The organism is Geodermatophilus africanus, from assembly GCF_900107105.1.
GTDB classification, from domain to species: domain Bacteria; phylum Actinomycetota; class Actinomycetes; order Mycobacteriales; family Geodermatophilaceae; genus Geodermatophilus; species Geodermatophilus africanus.
The window spans coordinates 366,569-382,432 of sequence record NZ_FNOT01000002.1 but is presented as its reverse complement, the minus strand read 5'-3'; the positions used below and the strand labels follow the sequence as shown (position 1 = coordinate 382,432).

The 15,864-nt window shown below is 74.2% G+C and carries 16 protein-coding genes; 10 read left to right on the top strand and 6 right to left on the bottom strand.

What is annotated here, in order from left to right:
- The first annotated feature begins 282 nt into the window (after positions 1–282).
- Together BLW63_RS04485 and BLW63_RS04480 are read left to right on the top strand one after the other, a co-directional pair.
- Positions 283–1,200 (top strand): MBL fold metallo-hydrolase, encoded by a 918-nt coding sequence (locus BLW63_RS04485; RefSeq protein WP_091151885.1) that lies wholly within the window; start codon positions 283–285, stop codon positions 1,198–1,200.
- A 287-nt stretch (positions 1,201–1,487) separates the two neighbouring features.
- Positions 1,488–1,880, top strand: a complete 393-nt coding sequence (locus BLW63_RS04480) for a VOC family protein (protein ID WP_091151883.1) — start codon at positions 1,488–1,490, stop codon at positions 1,878–1,880.
- Positions 1,881–2,090: 210 nt separating this feature from the next.
- Here BLW63_RS04480 and BLW63_RS04475 read toward each other — a convergent pair whose 3' ends face one another.
- Together BLW63_RS04475 and BLW63_RS26655 are read right to left on the bottom strand one after the other, a co-directional pair.
- Entirely contained in the window at positions 2,091–3,371 is a 1,281-nt protein-coding gene (locus tag BLW63_RS04475; protein WP_091151881.1) for an FAD-dependent oxidoreductase, read from the bottom strand.
- Positions 3,319–3,660: an oxidoreductase gene (locus BLW63_RS26655; protein WP_170856639.1), complete on the bottom strand. Its 342-nt coding sequence runs from the start codon at positions 3,658–3,660 to the stop codon at positions 3,319–3,321. The genes BLW63_RS04475 and BLW63_RS26655 overlap by 53 nt, the downstream gene beginning before the upstream one ends.
- Before the next feature lie 382 nt (positions 3,661–4,042).
- Between BLW63_RS26655 and BLW63_RS04465 the strand changes: the two genes are divergently transcribed.
- The 3 genes from BLW63_RS04465 (at position 4,043) to BLW63_RS04455 (ending at position 7,900) form a co-directional block, all read left to right on the top strand.
- The gene (locus BLW63_RS04465; protein WP_012949566.1) at positions 4,043–4,267 is read left to right on the top strand and encodes a DUF7455 domain-containing protein; all 225 of its coding nucleotides are present in this window, start codon (positions 4,043–4,045) and stop codon (positions 4,265–4,267) included.
- A 143-nt stretch (positions 4,268–4,410) separates the two neighbouring features.
- A complete protein-coding gene (locus BLW63_RS04460; protein WP_091151877.1) occupies positions 4,411–6,663 on the top strand; it encodes a VanW family protein in 2,253 nt (750 codons plus the stop codon).
- Positions 6,664–6,838: 175 nt separating this feature from the next.
- Positions 6,839–7,900, top strand: coding sequence for a YihY/virulence factor BrkB family protein (locus BLW63_RS04455; RefSeq protein WP_091151875.1), 1,062 nt, complete (start codon positions 6,839–6,841; stop codon positions 7,898–7,900).
- Positions 7,901–8,042: 142 nt separating this feature from the next.
- On the opposite strand, the gene BLW63_RS04450 is transcribed toward BLW63_RS04455, so the two are convergent.
- Positions 8,043–8,270: a DUF3039 domain-containing protein gene (locus BLW63_RS04450; protein ID WP_091151874.1), complete on the bottom strand. Its 228-nt coding sequence runs from the start codon at positions 8,268–8,270 to the stop codon at positions 8,043–8,045.
- Between the two features lie 76 nt (positions 8,271–8,346).
- Here BLW63_RS04450 and BLW63_RS04445 point away from each other — a divergent pair, with 76 nt between their 5' ends.
- Positions 8,347–9,297, top strand: a complete 951-nt coding sequence (locus BLW63_RS04445) for a pseudouridine-5'-phosphate glycosidase (RefSeq protein ID WP_211516990.1) — start codon at positions 8,347–8,349, stop codon at positions 9,295–9,297.
- 2 nt (positions 9,298–9,299) lie between these two features.
- Entirely contained in the window at positions 9,300–10,169 is an 870-nt protein-coding gene (locus tag BLW63_RS04440; protein WP_091151872.1) for a carbohydrate kinase family protein, read from the top strand.
- A gap of 84 nt (positions 10,170–10,253) precedes the next feature.
- On the opposite strand, the gene BLW63_RS04435 is transcribed toward BLW63_RS04440, so the two are convergent.
- The 3 genes from BLW63_RS04435 to BLW63_RS27770 all read right to left on the bottom strand — a co-directional run bounded on the left by BLW63_RS04435 (position 10,254) and on the right by BLW63_RS27770 (position 11,572).
- The gene (locus tag BLW63_RS04435; protein ID WP_211516989.1) at positions 10,254–10,595 is read right to left on the bottom strand and encodes a DUF3099 domain-containing protein; all 342 of its coding nucleotides are present in this window, start codon (positions 10,593–10,595) and stop codon (positions 10,254–10,256) included.
- A 157-nt stretch (positions 10,596–10,752) separates the two neighbouring features.
- Complete coding sequence (locus BLW63_RS04430) at positions 10,753–11,337, bottom strand: HhH-GPD-type base excision DNA repair protein (RefSeq protein ID WP_091151867.1); 585 nt, start codon at positions 11,335–11,337, stop codon at positions 10,753–10,755.
- 112 nt (positions 11,338–11,449) lie between these two features.
- A complete protein-coding gene (locus BLW63_RS27770) occupies positions 11,450–11,572 on the bottom strand; it encodes an alcohol dehydrogenase catalytic domain-containing protein (RefSeq protein WP_280140484.1) in 123 nt (40 codons plus the stop codon).
- 242 nt (positions 11,573–11,814) lie between these two features.
- Here BLW63_RS27770 and BLW63_RS04420 point away from each other — a divergent pair, with 242 nt between their 5' ends.
- The 3 genes from BLW63_RS04420 (at position 11,815) to sigB (ending at position 15,729) form a co-directional block, all read left to right on the top strand.
- The gene (locus tag BLW63_RS04420) at positions 11,815–13,431 is read left to right on the top strand and encodes a phytoene desaturase family protein (RefSeq protein ID WP_091151864.1); all 1,617 of its coding nucleotides are present in this window, start codon (positions 11,815–11,817) and stop codon (positions 13,429–13,431) included.
- A gap of 628 nt (positions 13,432–14,059) precedes the next feature.
- Positions 14,060–14,491 carry a D-aminoacyl-tRNA deacylase gene (dtd, locus tag BLW63_RS04410; protein ID WP_091151860.1) on the top strand — a complete coding sequence of 144 codons (432 nt, stop codon included), beginning with the start codon at positions 14,060–14,062 and terminating at the stop codon, positions 14,489–14,491.
- 254 nt (positions 14,492–14,745) lie between these two features.
- Positions 14,746–15,729: an RNA polymerase sigma factor SigB gene (gene sigB, locus BLW63_RS04405; protein ID WP_091151858.1), complete on the top strand. Its 984-nt coding sequence runs from the start codon at positions 14,746–14,748 to the stop codon at positions 15,727–15,729.
- Positions 15,730–15,864 lie beyond the last annotated feature (135 nt).

Here is a 15,864-nt window from a genome sequence, read left to right as displayed (position 1 = left end):
AGGAGCTGCTGCAGTACTACTGGGTCTACTGAGCGCGTCCGCCGGGTTCCAGCTACGCCGAACGGACAGCGAGCAAGGCGTGCAGCCTCCCAGCCGTCGACCCCCAGGAGCCCTCGACAGGTCAAAGTTGCGGTCAGGACGCGTCCAGACCTGGCTGCGGGCCACCGCCCAAGGAAGGTTCGTTTCCGCGCGGATCTCGCTCTGCCACCTCGCGGGTCTGAAGCAGTCAACACAACCGCGGGCAGTCCCCCGCGGGGGAGGCTCCGTCCCTACGGTGCGGGCATGGGACGTCGATGGGGTCGAGCGGACATCTCCAGCTACGCCGACCGCTTCGACGTCCCGGCGGCCGACGGCGGGCTGTCGGTGACCTTCCTCGGGGTGGCGAGTCTGCTGGTGTCCGACGGGACGTCGGCCGTCCTCACCGACGGGTTCTTCTCGCGGCCCTCCCTGCCCAGGGTGCTGCTGCGCCGCATCGCCCCCGATCCCGGCCGCATCCACGAGGCGCTCGGCCGGGCGGGTGTCACGGCTGTCGACGCCGTCGTTCCGGTGCATACCCACTACGACCACGCCCTGGACTCGGCAACGGTGGCCGCCGCCACGGGGGCGCGCCTGCTCGGTGGGGCGTCGGCCGCGCACATCGGCGTCGGCGGTGGACTGCCCGAGGACCGGATCGCCGTCGTTCCGCCGGGCCGGCCGGTCGCCTCCGGCCGGTTCACCCTGACTCTCATCGAGTCGACTCACTGCCCACCCGACCGGTATCCCGGTGTCATCGAGCGCCCGGTCGTGCCACCGGTGCGGACGTCGGCATACCGCTGTGGAGAGGCGTGGTCGATCCTCCTCGAACACGCCAGCGGCCGCACCGCCCTCATCCAGGGCAGCGCGGGGTTCGTCGGCGGCGCGCTCACCGACCGCACGGCCGAGGTCGCCTACCTCGGGATCGGCCAGCTCGGCCACCAGGACCCCGGCTACATCCGCGAGTACTGGCGGGAGACGGTCCAGGTCGTGGGCGCCCGCCGGGTGGTGCTCATCCACTGGGACGACTTCTTCCGGCCGCTCACCGAGCCCCTGCGCACGCTGCCCCATCTCATGGATGACCTCGACGCCAGCATGCAGGTCCTCGTCCCGCTCGCCCGGGAGCAGGACGTGCCGTTGCACTTCCCCACCCTGTGGCGGCGCGAGGACCCGTGGGCCGGCCTGTGACCGCACCTCGCGCTCGAACAGCCGTGGCCCCGGGCCACCGCCCGACCCGGGCCGTGCGCTGAACGAGCCGCCGACCACCACAGTGAGCACTACTTCCGCCTCAGGTACGGAGGCCACTTCCGGTAGGTCACTGTCACGATCACGACGCACCTCCACCCGCCAGTCGCTCAACGCTGTCCGGACCGACCAGCCGGACACCCCAGGCGCCAGACGTATCGACGCCTTGGTCCGCGGAGGCGGCGCCTCCGATCTTTGCGGGAGCAGCGGGAGTCCCTAGGTTCGACCGGGTGACCTCGCAGCTGTTCGCCTATCTGAGCTACCGCGACGCCCCGGCCGCGCTCGACTGGCTGGCCGCGCTCGGCTTCTCGGAGGTCCGGCGTCAGCAGGGGCCAGACGGGCAGGTGACGCACGCCGAGGTCCGCTGGGGGAATGTCGCCCTGATGGTGAGCAGTGACGACGCCGACTACCAGGTCCCGCCGCTGATCGGACGGTCCACCGGACGAGGTCTCTACCTGCGCGTCGAGGACGTCGACGGGGCGTTCGCGCGGGCCGTTGCCGCCGGTGCCCAGCCGGTCATCGCGCCGGAGAACACTCCCTTCCACACCCGGCGGGCGCGGGTCCTGGACCCCGGCGGTCAGGAGTGGAGCTTCGGGACCTACGAGCCCGGCGTCTCCTGGTAAGCGGTAGCGGGACCAGGCTCGACCGCGCCGGCGAGCGGCTCAACGGTGACATCACCGCCCAATCCCAGGTGTTGATCCCGGGAGCGCGGCGCGCCTGCCGGGCTCGTCCGGACCGCGTTGCTGTACCGGTTGCTGTAGTTCTCCCCCACGCTCGGGCATGTCACGCCGATCGGGACAGCCACCCGAGGGCGCGCCCTCCCGAGCGGCAGCTCAGCTCCCGCCGGTCAGCGTCACCCCGGACTGGGACTCCGGCCTCCCCTCCCTGAAACGGCCCGTGTTGCCGGCGGCGGCTCCCTCGGAGACGGCGTCGCGGAGGCCGCGCGGGGCGCGGGTGTCCCCGACGCGGCGGACGGGCGTGTGGGGCAGGGCCTCGACGAGCGTGCGGAAGAGGTCGTCGCGAGCGGTGCGAGCCCCGGCGAGGACGATCAGGTCGGGGGCGGCGATGGCCTGCCGTTCATCGGATTCCAGGTCAAGCAGCCCCCAGCCCTCAGAGTCCCGGATGAGTTCGACCTGGCCCTGCAGGTCGACCCCTGCCTTCTTGAGGCGGCGGCGGACGAACCAGACCTGCGTCGGGTCGACCTTGGCGGCAACGTAGGGCAGATCGGTGATGGTCCGGACGGTCCAGCCGGCGCCCACGAGCGCCTCGGCGGCGGTGAAGCCGCCCTCGGGATCGATGATGGTCACAGTCCCGGTTCCGTGCGGCACCGGCGGAGCGACTATCACGTCGTCCGCGTCGGCGACCGCCACGTCGCTGCCGTGCCACGAGCTCCGCCGCGGCCGGGAACCGGTGGCGAGGACGACGGAGTCGGGCGCCAGCCCAGCGACGATGTCCGGGGTCGCCGGCGCTCCGAGGCGAAGGTCCACGCCGAGGTCGCGGAGCTCTGCTCCCAGCCAGTCCAGGTAGAGGTCCCATCGCTGGCGTCCGCGCCGCAGATCGGCGGTGCGGGCACGCCCGCCCAACCGCGGCTGCTCCTCCAGCAGGGTTACCCGGTGACCCCGGCGGGCCGCGCGGCGGGCGGCCTCGGCGCCGGCGACACCCCCGCCGACCACGACGACGTGCTCCCGCACCCCACCGTCGGCTGTCGTGCCGGCCGCGGCACCGTCGGCTGTCGTGCCGGCCGCGGCACCGTCGCCGAGTTCGGCGTTGCGGATCGCCGGGTTGATGGAGCACTCCATCGGCATCCCGGAGTAGAGCCGGCCGATGCACCCCTCGTTGATGCTGATGCACGGCCTCGGGCGGCCGCCGGTGAGGAGCTTCCGGGGCAGGTCGGGGTCGGCGATCAGTGCCCGGGTCATCGCGACGAAGTCGACGCCTTGGTCCCGCAGGGCGTGCTCGGCGGTGTCGGCGTCGAGGATGCGGCCGGCGGTGATCACCGGGATCCCGGTCGCGGTCCGCATCCCTGCGGCCAGCTCGCTGTAGGCGTTCTCGGGGACCGCATCACCCGGGACGAAGAACTTGGGTGCTGCGCTCGGTCGCTCCGGTGCCGGCACTGACGCTGAGCAGGTCGACCACGCCGTCGGCGGTCAGGGCGGCCACCACGTCCCGCAGGTCCTGCTGCGTCATCGCTCCCGGGAGATTCTGGTCGGCGGTCACGCGGAAGCCGATGATGAAGTCCTCGGAGGTCGCCGCGCGCACCGCGGCGAGGACCTCACGGGCGAACCGGACCCGGTTCTCCAGCGAGCCGCCGTACCGGTCGTCGCGGGTGTTGACCGCCGGGGCCGCGCCGACGGCACGTGGCGCCCTGCGCGGGCAGGGCTCAGAGCAGCAGGAAGACGGCACCTGGCCTCCGGGTCGGCCGGCAGGCCGACGATGTGCGCAGTGTTTCGGCGAGGTCACGATCTCACCCCGATGAGCCGGTCGGTCGGTGTACGCCGTCACGCGCCGGGTAGACGGCGTAGCGTGGGGGTTGTCAAGACAGCAGCGGACCCACCAGCCGGACGACGACCGGCGCACGCGAACGACGACAACAGCACGACACGACAGACCGGCACGAACCAGTGACGTCCCTGCTGACCCGCACCACCCGCACCACCGGCACCGGCCTCACCGTCCTCGGCGAGTCCGAGGCCGGATCGGGGCGGGCCGGGAACACAGGGGGACATTCTGGCGCTGTGCAGGAGGCCGATCCGCAGCCGCGGGTCCGTGCGGTAGAGAGCGAGTGATGACCCAGATGACCCAGACGCTGACGACGACCCCGCCCGCCGACGACCTCGTCGTTCCCTTCCACTGTGACCGCTGTGGCGCACTGGCCAAGGTGCGGGTGGTCCTCGCCAGCGGCAGCGACCTCGTCTTCTGCGGGCACCACGCCCGTGAGTACGAGGGCAAGCTCCGCGACATCGCCGTCGACATCATCGAGACGGACGGCGAACAGCGCCTCAGCCACTGACGGAGGCGCTATCGTCGCTGACAGCGATGAAGCCCTCACCCGACGCCGCCGCCGGCGTCCCGTTCCCGGCCGATGGGGACAGGGCGCCGGCGGCTCCGTCGTTCCCGGGATCTCCCGGTAGACGACCGACCGGAGATCCCGCGATGTCCCCGCAGACCCCCGTGCCGCACGCCCAGCCCCCCACTGGGGCGCCGCCGGAGCAGTCGGTCCCCGCCGGGCCCGACCACACCACCGACGCCGAGGACCTGTCCGACGAGACCCGCCCGGTGCCGCGCGACCGCGGGCCCATCGGACCCGAGGTGCCCGCCCCGGCCGGCACCGCCGAGACGCCCGCGCCGACCGCCGCGACCCCGCCGGCCGAGGCCGCGACGTCTGCGGCCCGGGCCGTGACGCCGCCGGCCGAGGCGGGGGACGCGGCGCCCGCCGTCGAGGACGGCGAGACGCAGGACATCCGCTTCGCCCCCGGCGAGGCCCCCGCCCAGCTGCCGCCGCCCGTTGACGACGACACCGACGCCGACGAGCACACCGGCGTCCTGCCACCGGTGGTCGCGGGCCCCGACGGACCCGGCGGCGATCCCGGTGGCCCCGACGGCCCCGACGACGGGGGGCCGCACGACGGCACGCCGCAGCCCCGCCGTCCCTGGTGGCGCCGCCCGGCCGTGGTGACGCCCGTCGCGGCCGCCGGCGTCCTCGCCGCGGCCTACGGCGTCGACCTGCTGGTCTCCGGCGGTGACGTCCCCCGCAACACCGTCGTGGCCGGCGTCGACCTCGGCGGCCTCTCCCCCGCCGCCGCGACCGAGCGGCTGCAGACCGAGCTCGCGCCGCGCGTCGCCGCCGACCACGTGCTGCTGGCCGACGACGTGGAGGGCACCCTCTCCCCGGCCACCGCCGGCATCACCCTCGACGTCGACGGCACCGTCGACCGGGCCAGCGACCAGCCGCTCAACCCCTGGACCCGGCTGGTCACCCTCGTCGACGAGCGGGAGGTCGCCCCCGTCATCACCGGCGAGGACACCGCGCTGGCGGCGCAGATCGACGTCATCGCCGAGCAGGTCGACCGCGCCCCGGTCGACGCGACCATCGCCATCGAGGGGACGACGGCCACCCTCGTCGAGCCGGTGCCCGGCCGCACCCTCGACCGCGAGGGGGCCGCGGAGGCGGTCACCGCCGCGCTGGCCTCGGGCGGCGACCCCGCCACCCCGATCGAGCTGCCCGTCGACGTGACCGAGGTGTCCGTGGACGCCGCCGAGGCCCAGCGGGTGCTCGACGAGACCGTCACCCCCGGCCTGGCCGCGCCGGTAACGGTGACGAGCCAGGACGGCGCCACCTCCGTGGAGGTGCCCGAGTCCGCGATCGCCGCCTCGCTGACCTTCACGCCGCAGGAGGACGGCGGGCTCGCCGTCGCGATCGATCCCGCCGCGCTGCAGGAGTCGATGGGCGGCGACTTCGCCGAGTTCGGCACGCCGGCCGAGGACGCCCGCTTCGAGGTGTCCGGCGGCGGCGTCTCGATCGTCCCCTCGGTCGACGGCGCCGGCGTCGACCCGGCCGCGCTGTCGACCCAGCTGGTGGAGGTCCTGCCGCAGCCGGCGCCGCGCACGGTCACCGCCGAGCTGGGCCCGGTGGCACCGGAGTTCAGCACCGCCGACGCCGAGGCGCTGGGCATCCGCGAGCAGATCAGCACCTTCACCACGAACTTCACCAGCGCCGCCAGCGGCACCAACATCCGGGTGGCCGCGGCGGAGATCGACGGCGCGCTGGTGCGGCCCGGTGAGACCTTCAGCCTCAACGGCCAGACCGGGCCGCGCACCACGGCGCAGGGCTACGTCGAGGCCGGCGTCATCCAGAACGGCGAGTTCGCCACGGCCGTCGGCGGTGGCGTCAGCCAGGTCGCCACGACGATGTTCAACGCGGTCTTCTTCGCCGGCCTCGAGGACGTCTACCACAAGCCGCACAGCTTCTACATCAGCCGCTACCCCGCCGGCCGGGAGGCGACGGTCTACTACGACTCGATCGACCTGAAGTGGCGCAACGACAGCGACACCGGCGTCTACGTCGACACCCAGTGGACACCGAACTCGCTGACGGTCACCTTCTACGGGACCAAGCGCTACGAGATCGACTCGATCAGCAGCGACCGCTACAACCTCCGCGACCCGGTCGTGCAGGAGAAACCCGACGACGGCAGTTGCAGCGCGCAGGGCGGCTCGACCGGCTTCGACATCACCGTCACCCGGGTGTTCCGCGACCTGGCCGGCGGCGCGGAGGTCAAGCGCGAGGACTTCCGGACCCGCTACGCGGCCGAGCCGGCGGTCCGCTGCGTGCCGGTGGCCGACCCCGCCACCCCGCCGGCGCCCGAGGGCGCCGTCCCGCCCCCCGCACCGGCTCCGGGCGGCTGAGCAGGACCCCCCTGCCCCCCGCCATGGAAGGACGCCGTCCTCCTCTCGGAGGACCCCCTTGCCCCCCGACACTCGCAGGCTCGCGGCGGGGCCCTGGAGGCGGCCGGGACGGGGCCGACGGCGGGACCCTGCTGGCGGGCAGGTCGGCGCGCTGATCAGCGTGCACACTGGGGCGGTGCGCACCGTCCTGCCCGGGGGCCGACCGGCCGGCGCCGGACAGCCCGGGGACGGTGCCGCCGACGGTGAGCGGCCCGCAGGTGCCACCGCCGTCCCCGTCCCGCCGGCGCGGGGGCGGCTGGACCACTGGCCCGCGGCGGTCCGGGTCCCGCTGCAGGTGCTCGGGCGCACCGTCGCCAAGGCCTGGCACGACCGCATCCTGGGGCTGTCCGCCGAGGCGGCGTTCTGGCAGATCCTCTCGGTGCCGCCCCTGCTGATCGGGCTGCTGGGCACGCTCGGCTACCTGGGCACCTTCATCGGCGAGGCCTCGGTGGCCCGGGTCGAGGAGGAACTGGTCCGGGCCTCCACCGAGGTGCTGACGCCGGACGTCGTCGAGGGGCTGGTGCAGCCGACGCTCGACGACATCCTCGGCTCCGGGCGGCTGGACCTGGTGAGCGTCGGCTTCCTGCTGTCGCTGTGGGCCGGCTCCTCGGCGACGGCGACATTCATGAACACCGTCGTCATCGCCTACGACCAGCGCGACGTACGCGGGCCGATCCGCACCCGGCTGAAGGCGCTGTGGCTGTTCGTCGTCGGTCTGCTGCTGGCGGTGCTCACGCTGCCGCTGCTGGTGCTGGGCCGCGGGGTGCTGGTCTCGCTGCTGCCCTCCGACTGGCAGGGCACCGCGACGGTGCTGGTCAACGCCGTGTACTGGCCGGTGGTGCTCCTCGGCCTGTTGCTCGCGCTGACGAGCTTCTACCACGTGGTGCTGCCGCGGCGGCTGCCCTGGCACCGGCACCTGCCGGGGACGGTGCTGGCCGTGGCCTTCTTCGTCGTCACGGCGCTGGCCACCCGCGCGTACGTGGCCGACATCCTCACCACCACGCTGCCCTACGGGGCGCTGGCGACCCCGATCGCCGTGCTGCTGTTCTGCTTCTTCTTCGGGATGTCGGTACTGCTGGGCGCCGAACTCAACGCGACCGTCCAGGCCCGCTGGCCAGCACCGCTGCGCCGGCACCAGCGCCGCAGCCAGGCCCGCCGGGCGGCCAAGCTGGAACGCGCCCGAGAGCTGCAGGACTGAGCACACCGGCGGGCATCCCGGCCCGGCATCGCGACGATCATGGAGTTGCGGTGACGACACACCGGTTCCGGACGGCGTGTCGCCACCCGGACCACGTGATCGTCGTGAGACCGCCCCGTCGAGCTGCGGGGAACGGGGCCTGCTACTTCTTGAGCTGCTCGTAGATCTCCTTGCACGCGGGGCACACCGGGCTGCCCGGCTTCGGGCTCTTGGTCACCGGGAAGACCTCGCCGCACAGGGCCTCGACCAGCGTGCCCATGACCGCGCTCTCGGCGATCTTGTTCTTGCGCACGTAGTGGAAGACCTCGTTGGCGTTGCCGGTGTCGCCCTCGCGGACGTCGGGCTTCTCGAGGAGGTCGGTGTCGCTCACGCGGGGCTCCCTCGGGTCGGGGACGGATCCGGGAGGCGCCGTCCTGGCGCGCCTCCCCGGCCACCATGATGGCAGGGTGCCGTTCCCCACCACCGCCACGCCCGCCGTCCGGACCGCGCCCGCGCCCGTGCCGTCCCCCGAGGTCGCCGAGGCGCTGGCCGCCGGCCGCCCGGTCGTGGCACTGGAGAGCACCCTGCTGGCCCACGGGCTGCCCCGGCCGGACAACCGCTCGGCCGCCGACGAGGTGGAGGCGGCCGTGCGCGCCGGCGGGGCGGTCCCGGCCACCATCGCCGTCCTCGACGGCGCGCCGCACGTGGGGCTGACCGCCGAGCAGCTCGACCGGGTCTGCGCCGACCCCGACCTGGCGAAGCTCGCCGTCCGGGACCTGCCGGTGGCGCTGGCGCTGGGCCGCAGCGGGGCGACGACGGTGTCGAGCACCGCGCTGCTGGCCGCCGCGGCGGGCATCGGGGTCTTCGCCACCGGTGGCCTCGGCGGGGTGCACCGGGAGGCCGCCGACACCTTCGACGAGTCCGCGGACCTCACCACGCTGTCCCGCACACCGGTGCTGGTCGTGTGCGCCGGCGTGAAGTCGATCCTCGACGTCCCGGCGACGCTCGAGCGGCTGGAGTCGCTGTCGGTGACCGTCGTCGGCTACCGCACGACGACCTTCCCCGGCTTCTACGTCGCCGACTCCGGCTCGACGGTGGACTGGGCGGTGTCCTCGCCCGAGGAGGCCGCCGCGGTCCTCGCCGCCCGGCGCGGCCTGGCCCCCGGTGGCGTCCTGGTGGCCAACCCGCTGCCCGACCACGAGCAGCTCGACCCCGCACTGCACGACCGGGTGATCGGCGACGCGCTGGCCGCGGCGGCGCGGGTGGGGGTGCACGGCAAGGCGGTGACCCCCTTCGTGCTCGACCACCTGCACCGGGCCAGTGAGGGCGCCACCCTGGCGGTCAACGTGCGGCTGGTGCTGCGCAACGCGGAGCTCGCCGGCCGGATCGCCGTCGCGCTGGTCGCCCTCTCCTGCTGACCGTGAGCGACGTCGTGGTCGTCGGCGACCTCGCCACCGACGTCGTCGTGCTGCTCGACGGCGACCCCGCGCCCGGGTCCGACCGGCCGGCGTCGATCCGCAGCCGCGGCGGGGGCGCCGGCGCGAACGTCGCCGTCCACCTCGCCCGGCTGGGCACACCGGTCACCCTCGCCGGCTGTGTGGGGGACGACGCTGCCGGCAGCGGGCTGGTCGCCGAGCTCAGGGCGGCGGGCGTGACGCCGGCCGTCCGCGTCGTCCCGGGGGCGGCCACGGGGACCATCGTCAGCCTGGTCGAGCCCGGCGGGCAGCGCAGCATGCTGGCCGACCGCGGCGCCAACCTCGCGCTCGCGCCGGACGACGTCCCGACGCCGCGGCGGCACCTGCACCTGTCCGGCTACACCCTCTTCGCGCCCGGCCCGCGCGCCGCGGGGCTGGCGGCGCTGGCCACCGCCCGCGCGGCCGGCTGCACGGTGTCGGTGGACCCCGCCTCCACCGGGCCGCTGGCCGCCCACGGTGTCGAGCGCTGGCTGGCCGACACCGCGGCGGCCACGCTGGTGCTGCCCAACGCGGACGAGGCGCGGCTGCTCACCGGCCGCGCCGACCCCGCGGCGGCGGCGCGGGCGCTGGCGGCCTGCCACCCGGTCGCCGTCGTGACGCTGGGCGCCGAGGGCGCACTGTGGGCCGCGGGCGAGCGGCTGGTGCACCGTCCGGCGCACCCGGCGGCGGTGGTCGACACGACCGGCGCCGGCGACGCGTTCACCGCCGGGCTGCTGTCCGTGTGGCTGGCCGCCCCGGACGGCGACCCAGGAGCGGCGCTGGAGGCCGGTCTGGCGCGGGCTGCCGCCGTGGTCGCCCGGCCCGGTGCCCGATGAGGCCCCCTGCTGGAGCCCCGCCGCAAGGCCCCGTCCAGAGGCTCAGCTCGAGCTCGCGAGGGGTGACGGGGACGGGGTCCTTCCTCAGTGCTCGATGACCCGGCTCGGGCGCGCGGGGTTCTCCAGGATGCGGTCCGGTCGGGGTGCGGTGTACCGGTTGACGTCCAGCTTCTTCTTCGGCGGGCCGTCGTTGGCCATCATGACCGCGATCCACGGCAGCACGGTCCCCAGCGCCGCGAAGATCAACGCCAGCCACAACGTCTGGTAGAAGACCGCCGCCAGCACCAGGCTGACCCCGCGGACGGCCATGGTGATCACGTAGCGCCGTTTCCGGGCGGCGTGCTGCTCGGCGAGGCTCGGTGCCGCCTCGGTGATGAGCACCGGCTCCGGCCGGCGGGAACGCGCGGGCTGATGGCTCGAGGCCACGGGCTTCCTCCCCTCCGCCGTCCCCCCGGGACGGCGGATCCCCTCACGGGCTGCGGAGCCCGGCGTCCCGACGGCGCCAGGGTCCCCGCACAGCCCGGGGTCTGCCGCCCATGGTGCCACCGGATCGCGCGCCATGCAGGCACCCCCGCGTTGCATCTCAGGAGGTCACGGCCGCCTTCGCGGTGCGCTTGGCCTCCTGCTTGAACGCCCGGACCTGGGCCAGCGACTCGGGCCCGGTGATGTCGGCGACCGACCGCCGGGAGCCCTCCTGGCCGTAGTCGCCGGCGGCCTCGCGCCAGCCCGGCGGGGTCACGCCGTACTGCTTGCCGAGCAGCGCGACGAAGATCCGCGCCTTCTGCGCGCCGAAGCCGGGCAGCTCCCCGACCCGTCGCAGCAGGGTGGCGCCGTCGGGCACGTCGGCCCACAGTGCCTCGGCGCGGCCGTCGTAGCGCTCGACCAGCAGCCGGCACACCGCCTGGGCGCGGCCGGCCATCGAACCCGGGTAGCGGTGCACCGCCGGCGGCCCCCGGAAGACCGTTCCGAGCTGCTCGGGGTCGGCCTCGGCCAGGTCGGCGGCCGAGAGGGTGTCGACGCCGAGCCGGTCGGCCAGCAGCCGGGGCCCGGCGAAGGCCCGCTCCATGGGGAACTGCTGGTCCAGCATCATCCCAAGCAGTAGTGCCAGCGGGTCGCGGCTCAGCAGCTCGTCGGCGGCGTCGTCCTGGGCGATGCGGAGTGTCGGCACATCGGTGATGGTGCCGTAGGCCGAACCGCCGCAATCATCAGTCGGGACCTGGCAGCGCAGTCTCACCACTTCTCGCCGGGGTCGGCAGCAAGTTCAGCGGCCGCAACGCTGGTCACCCCTCGCGGTCGAGGTTGCCCAGGACGACGAGGTCCCCGGGCTGGATGCCGCGGACGAGGAAGCCGACCCGCTCCACCACCCCCGCTCCCTCGTGGCCGCTGACGATCGGCTGCGGCAGCGATCGAGCTGGTCGCGCACGATGACGTCGGTGTGGCAGACCCCGACGGCGGCGATGCGCACCGGCACCTCGTCCGGCTTGCGGGTCGTCGAGCCGGAGCTGCTCGATCCGGTAGGGCTGGTGCGGTGCACCGGCAACGGCGGCTCGGATGTCCGTGGGCGCGGCGTCCCCCGTACCCGGCGACGAGCGGGCCGTCCCGTGACGAGCGTTTCCCCACGGACCGCCCCGGGCAGCTGAGAGGCATGGCCGATCACGACGTCGTCGTCATCGGCAGCGGGATCAACGCGCTGGTCGCCGCCGCAGTCCTGGCCAGGGCGGACCGCGACGTCGGCGTCTACGAGCGCAACCCGCGGCTGGGTGGTGCGATCCGCACCGAGGCCGACACCCCGGCTCGGGGCTACACGACCGACCTGTTCTCCTGCTGGCATCCGCTGTTCGTCGGCGGGCCCGCCTACCCCTCGCTCGCCGACGACCTCGGCAGGCGGGGGCTGGTGTACCGCAACACCGACATCCCGGCCGCCGCTGCGATGCCCGACGGCTCCACCGCGATCCTGTCCACCGACGCCGACACGACGGCCGCGGACTTCGACCGGCTCTCCCCCGGCGACGGCGAGGCCTGGCAGACGTTCCTCCGCGAGTTCGGCCGCCGGGCAGGCATCGCCTTCGGCGCCCTGGGCACCGAACTGCTCTCACCCTCCGGGCTGGCCCTGCTCGGCAAGGCGACCTGGCAGCTGGGCCCGAAGGGCCTGCAGCAGTTCTGCGCGGAGGGGCTGGAGTCGGCTCGCTCGTGGCTGGCCGGGACCTTCGCCTCCGAGACGGTGCACGGCCTGCTCTCACCATGGGTCGGGCACGAGGGGCTCGGCCCCGACGACGCCTTCAGCGGGTTCATCAACAAGGTGATCGCACTGGCCCTGGCCCAGGGCGGCTGCCCGGTGCCGGAAGGCGGCGGCGTCCGCCTGGTCGAGGCCCTGGCCGGCATCGTCACCGACGCCGGCGGAACGACGCGGACCGGCGCGGAGGTCGTGGCGATCGAGACGGCCGCCGGCCGGGCCACCGGCGTACGTCTGGCCGACGGCGAGCGGGTCGGCGCGCGGGAGGCCGTGCTGGCCAGCGTGACGCCCCAGTCCCTGTACCTCCACCTGCTCGACGGCGTGGCCGCGGTGCCCGACCGCGTCCGCGACGCCGCCCGCGGCTACCGCTACGGCCGCGGCGACATGCAGATCCACCTGGCGCTGTCGGAGCCTCCGCGGTGGGCACACGACCACGACCGGCTGTCCAGGGCTGCGATCGTGCACGTGTCGGCCGGCCTGGACAGCGTCAGCCGCGCGGTCAACGAGGCGCAGCGGCACCTGCTGCCGGCCGCTCCGACGATCGTGGCCGGGCAGCCGGCGGCGCTCGACCCGACGCGGGTACCCGAGGGCGCCGGCGTCCTGTGGCTGCAGCTGCAGGAGACTCCGGGCCGGCCGGTGGGGGACGCCGCCGCCCGGATCGACGTCGGCGACGGCACCTGGACCGAAGACCTGCGCGAGCGCTACGCCGACCGCGTGGTCGGCGAGCTCGGGAGGCACGTAGGCAATCTCGACTCCGCGCTCGTCGCCCGGCGCGTCCTCTCCCCGGCCGACCTCGAGGCCTGGAACCCCAATCTCATCGGCGGCGACCCGTACTCCGGCGCCTGCACGCTCGACCAGTTCCTGCTCTGGCGCCCCACCCCGCGCGCTCGCGGGCACCGGACGCCGGTGGCCCAGCTGTGGCACATCGGCGCCTCGACGCACCCCGGCCCCGGGCTCGGCGGCGGGAGCGGCTTCCTCGCCGCCCGGCAGGTGCTCCGCCGGTCGCGGCTGCCCTGGGCCAGGCGCTGAGCGGAACGGCTCAGCTCGGAACTCCTGGCCGGCCCGCGTCACCGGCGCTCCTCGCCGGGTGAGCGCACTCAGTCCATGTGCTCCACATTGTCTGGGTGCGGCCCGGCCGGCGCGCCGCCACCCCGTGAACCCGGTGGCCGCCGACCAACTGCCCGACGTGCCCGCCATCGCCGACGCTGACCAATCCACCGAGCCGTGGACCAACGGCCAGCGGGGGCCCGCAGTGGAGGAATCATCTTCGGTCCCCGTGCCGACTGCGTCGTCCTCACCCGTCGGTTCCTTGCCGCACGCGCCCCCGTCGGTCGCCCGGGAACGCAGCGCGGGCATGGATCTGACCACACTGGCCGTCATCGGAACCACCGGCGCGTCCACTGCTTCGTTGACGCACGTGCTGGTCGAAGAGCATGCCCAGGAGGAGCGCGAGCGGGTCTCGGGCGAGCAGCTCGTCCGCCGCGGGGTCCTGGGTGATACGGAGGGTGGGCACGCCCGGATCCTGCCCGAGTGCGAGCACGGCTGCGGGTGCCGGTTCTCCCACGTGGCTCGGGGCGCGACGCCCGCCGTCCGACGCCGGCGAGGACGCCTGCCGGGCACCCGCCGACGGGGAGCCGGTCGGTCGGAGGATGGCCGGGTGCGCGCGGTGGTGAGCAGGGTCGTGACGGCGGCGGTGATGGTGGACGGCGCGACCGTCGGGGAGATCGGCCGCGGGCTGCTGGTCCTGGTCGGGGTGGGCCGTGCGGACGACGCGGAGCGGGCCCGGGCGCTGGCGCGCAAGGTGCACGAGCTGCGGGTCTTCCCGGCCGACGACGGCGCCCGCTCGGCCGGTGATCTCGGCCTGCCGGTGCTGGTCGTGAGCCAGTTCACCCTCTACGCCGACACGCGGAAGGGCCGCCGTCCCTCGTGGGCCGACGCCGCTCCCGGCGAGGTGGCCGAGCCGCTGGTCGAGGAGGTGGCCGCCGAGCTGCGCCGACGCGGCAGCGAGGTGGCGACCGGGGTGTTCGGGGCCCGCATGCTGGTCTCGTCGGTCAACGAGGGGCCGATGACCTTGCTGCTGGAGGTCTGACCGCCGTCCGGGCGGGGTACGGGGACGTGACGCGACACACGCCCTGTGCGTTTGCTGGGAAACGGGCATCCGTGGAACACCCGACCCCATCGGGGCCGTTGGACAGGGCGTACCACAGGGACATGACTAGCGGGGGCTCGCCGGCTGACCGGAGCCGGCCGAGCGGCCCGACCCCCCGACGCCCCGGGGTGCACCGTCGCCCATCGACGACCGACGGTGTGCATCCGATCCGAAGGCAAGGACGAAGACAGATCGTGACGCTGCTGCAGTCTTCCACCACCGACACCCTCGAGGTGCGCTCGCCCCGCCGCGAGCCGGACACCAGTGGCCTGGTGTCGACCGACCTGGTCCGCGTGTACCTCAACACCATCGGCAAGACGGCGCTGCTCACCGCCGAGCAGGAGGTCGAGCTCTCCAAGCGGATCGAGGCCGGCCTGTACGCCGACCGCCTGCTGGCCGAGCGGCAGCTGACCCCTGCCCTGCAGCGGGACTACAAGGCGCTGGCCGCCGACGGCAAGGCCGCCAAGCGGCACCTGCTGGAGGCCAACCTCCGGCTGGTGGTCTCGGTGGCCAAGCGCTACACCGGCCACGGCATGACGTTCCTGGACCTGATCCAGGAGGGCAACGTCGGCCTGATCCGCGCGGTCGAGAAGTTCGACTACACCAAGGGCTTCAAGTTCTCGACGTACGCGACGTGGTGGATCCGCCAGGCCATCACCCGCGCGATGGCCGATTCCGGCCGCACCATCCGGCTGCCGGTGCACCTCGCCGAGCAGGTCAACAAGGTGGTGCGCACCCGGCGCCGGATCCACCAGGAGCTCGAGCGCGAGCCCACCGCCGAGGAGCTGGGCCTCGAGCTCGACATGACACCCGAGCGGATCACCGAGCTGCTGGAGTACTCGCGCGACCTGGTGTCGCTGGACCAGACCGTCGGCGCCGACGAGGAGTCCCGACTCGGTGACTTCATCGAGGACGCCGACGCCGCGGTCGCCGAGGACGCCGTGGCCTTCCAGATGATGAAGGGCGACGTGCGCACCGTCCTCTCCACGCTGGAGGATCGGGAACGCGACGTGGTGGTACTGCGCTTCGGCCTCGACGGCGGCCAGCCCCGGACGCTGGAGCAGATCGGCAAGCAGTTCGGTCTGTCCCGCGAGCGGGTCCGCCAGATCGAGCGCGAGACGATGGCCAAGCTGCGCGACCCGCAGCGCGCCGACGCGCTGCGCGACTACCTCGCCTGATCGAGGGCCCCTCTGCCCCCCACCACTCGCACGCTCGCGGTGGGACCCTGCAGAGGGGCCGCCCGTCCTCCCCACCCTCCGCACGCTCAGGGCGGGACCCGGGACGGCGGCACGGAGGGCCGGTCACCGCCTGGT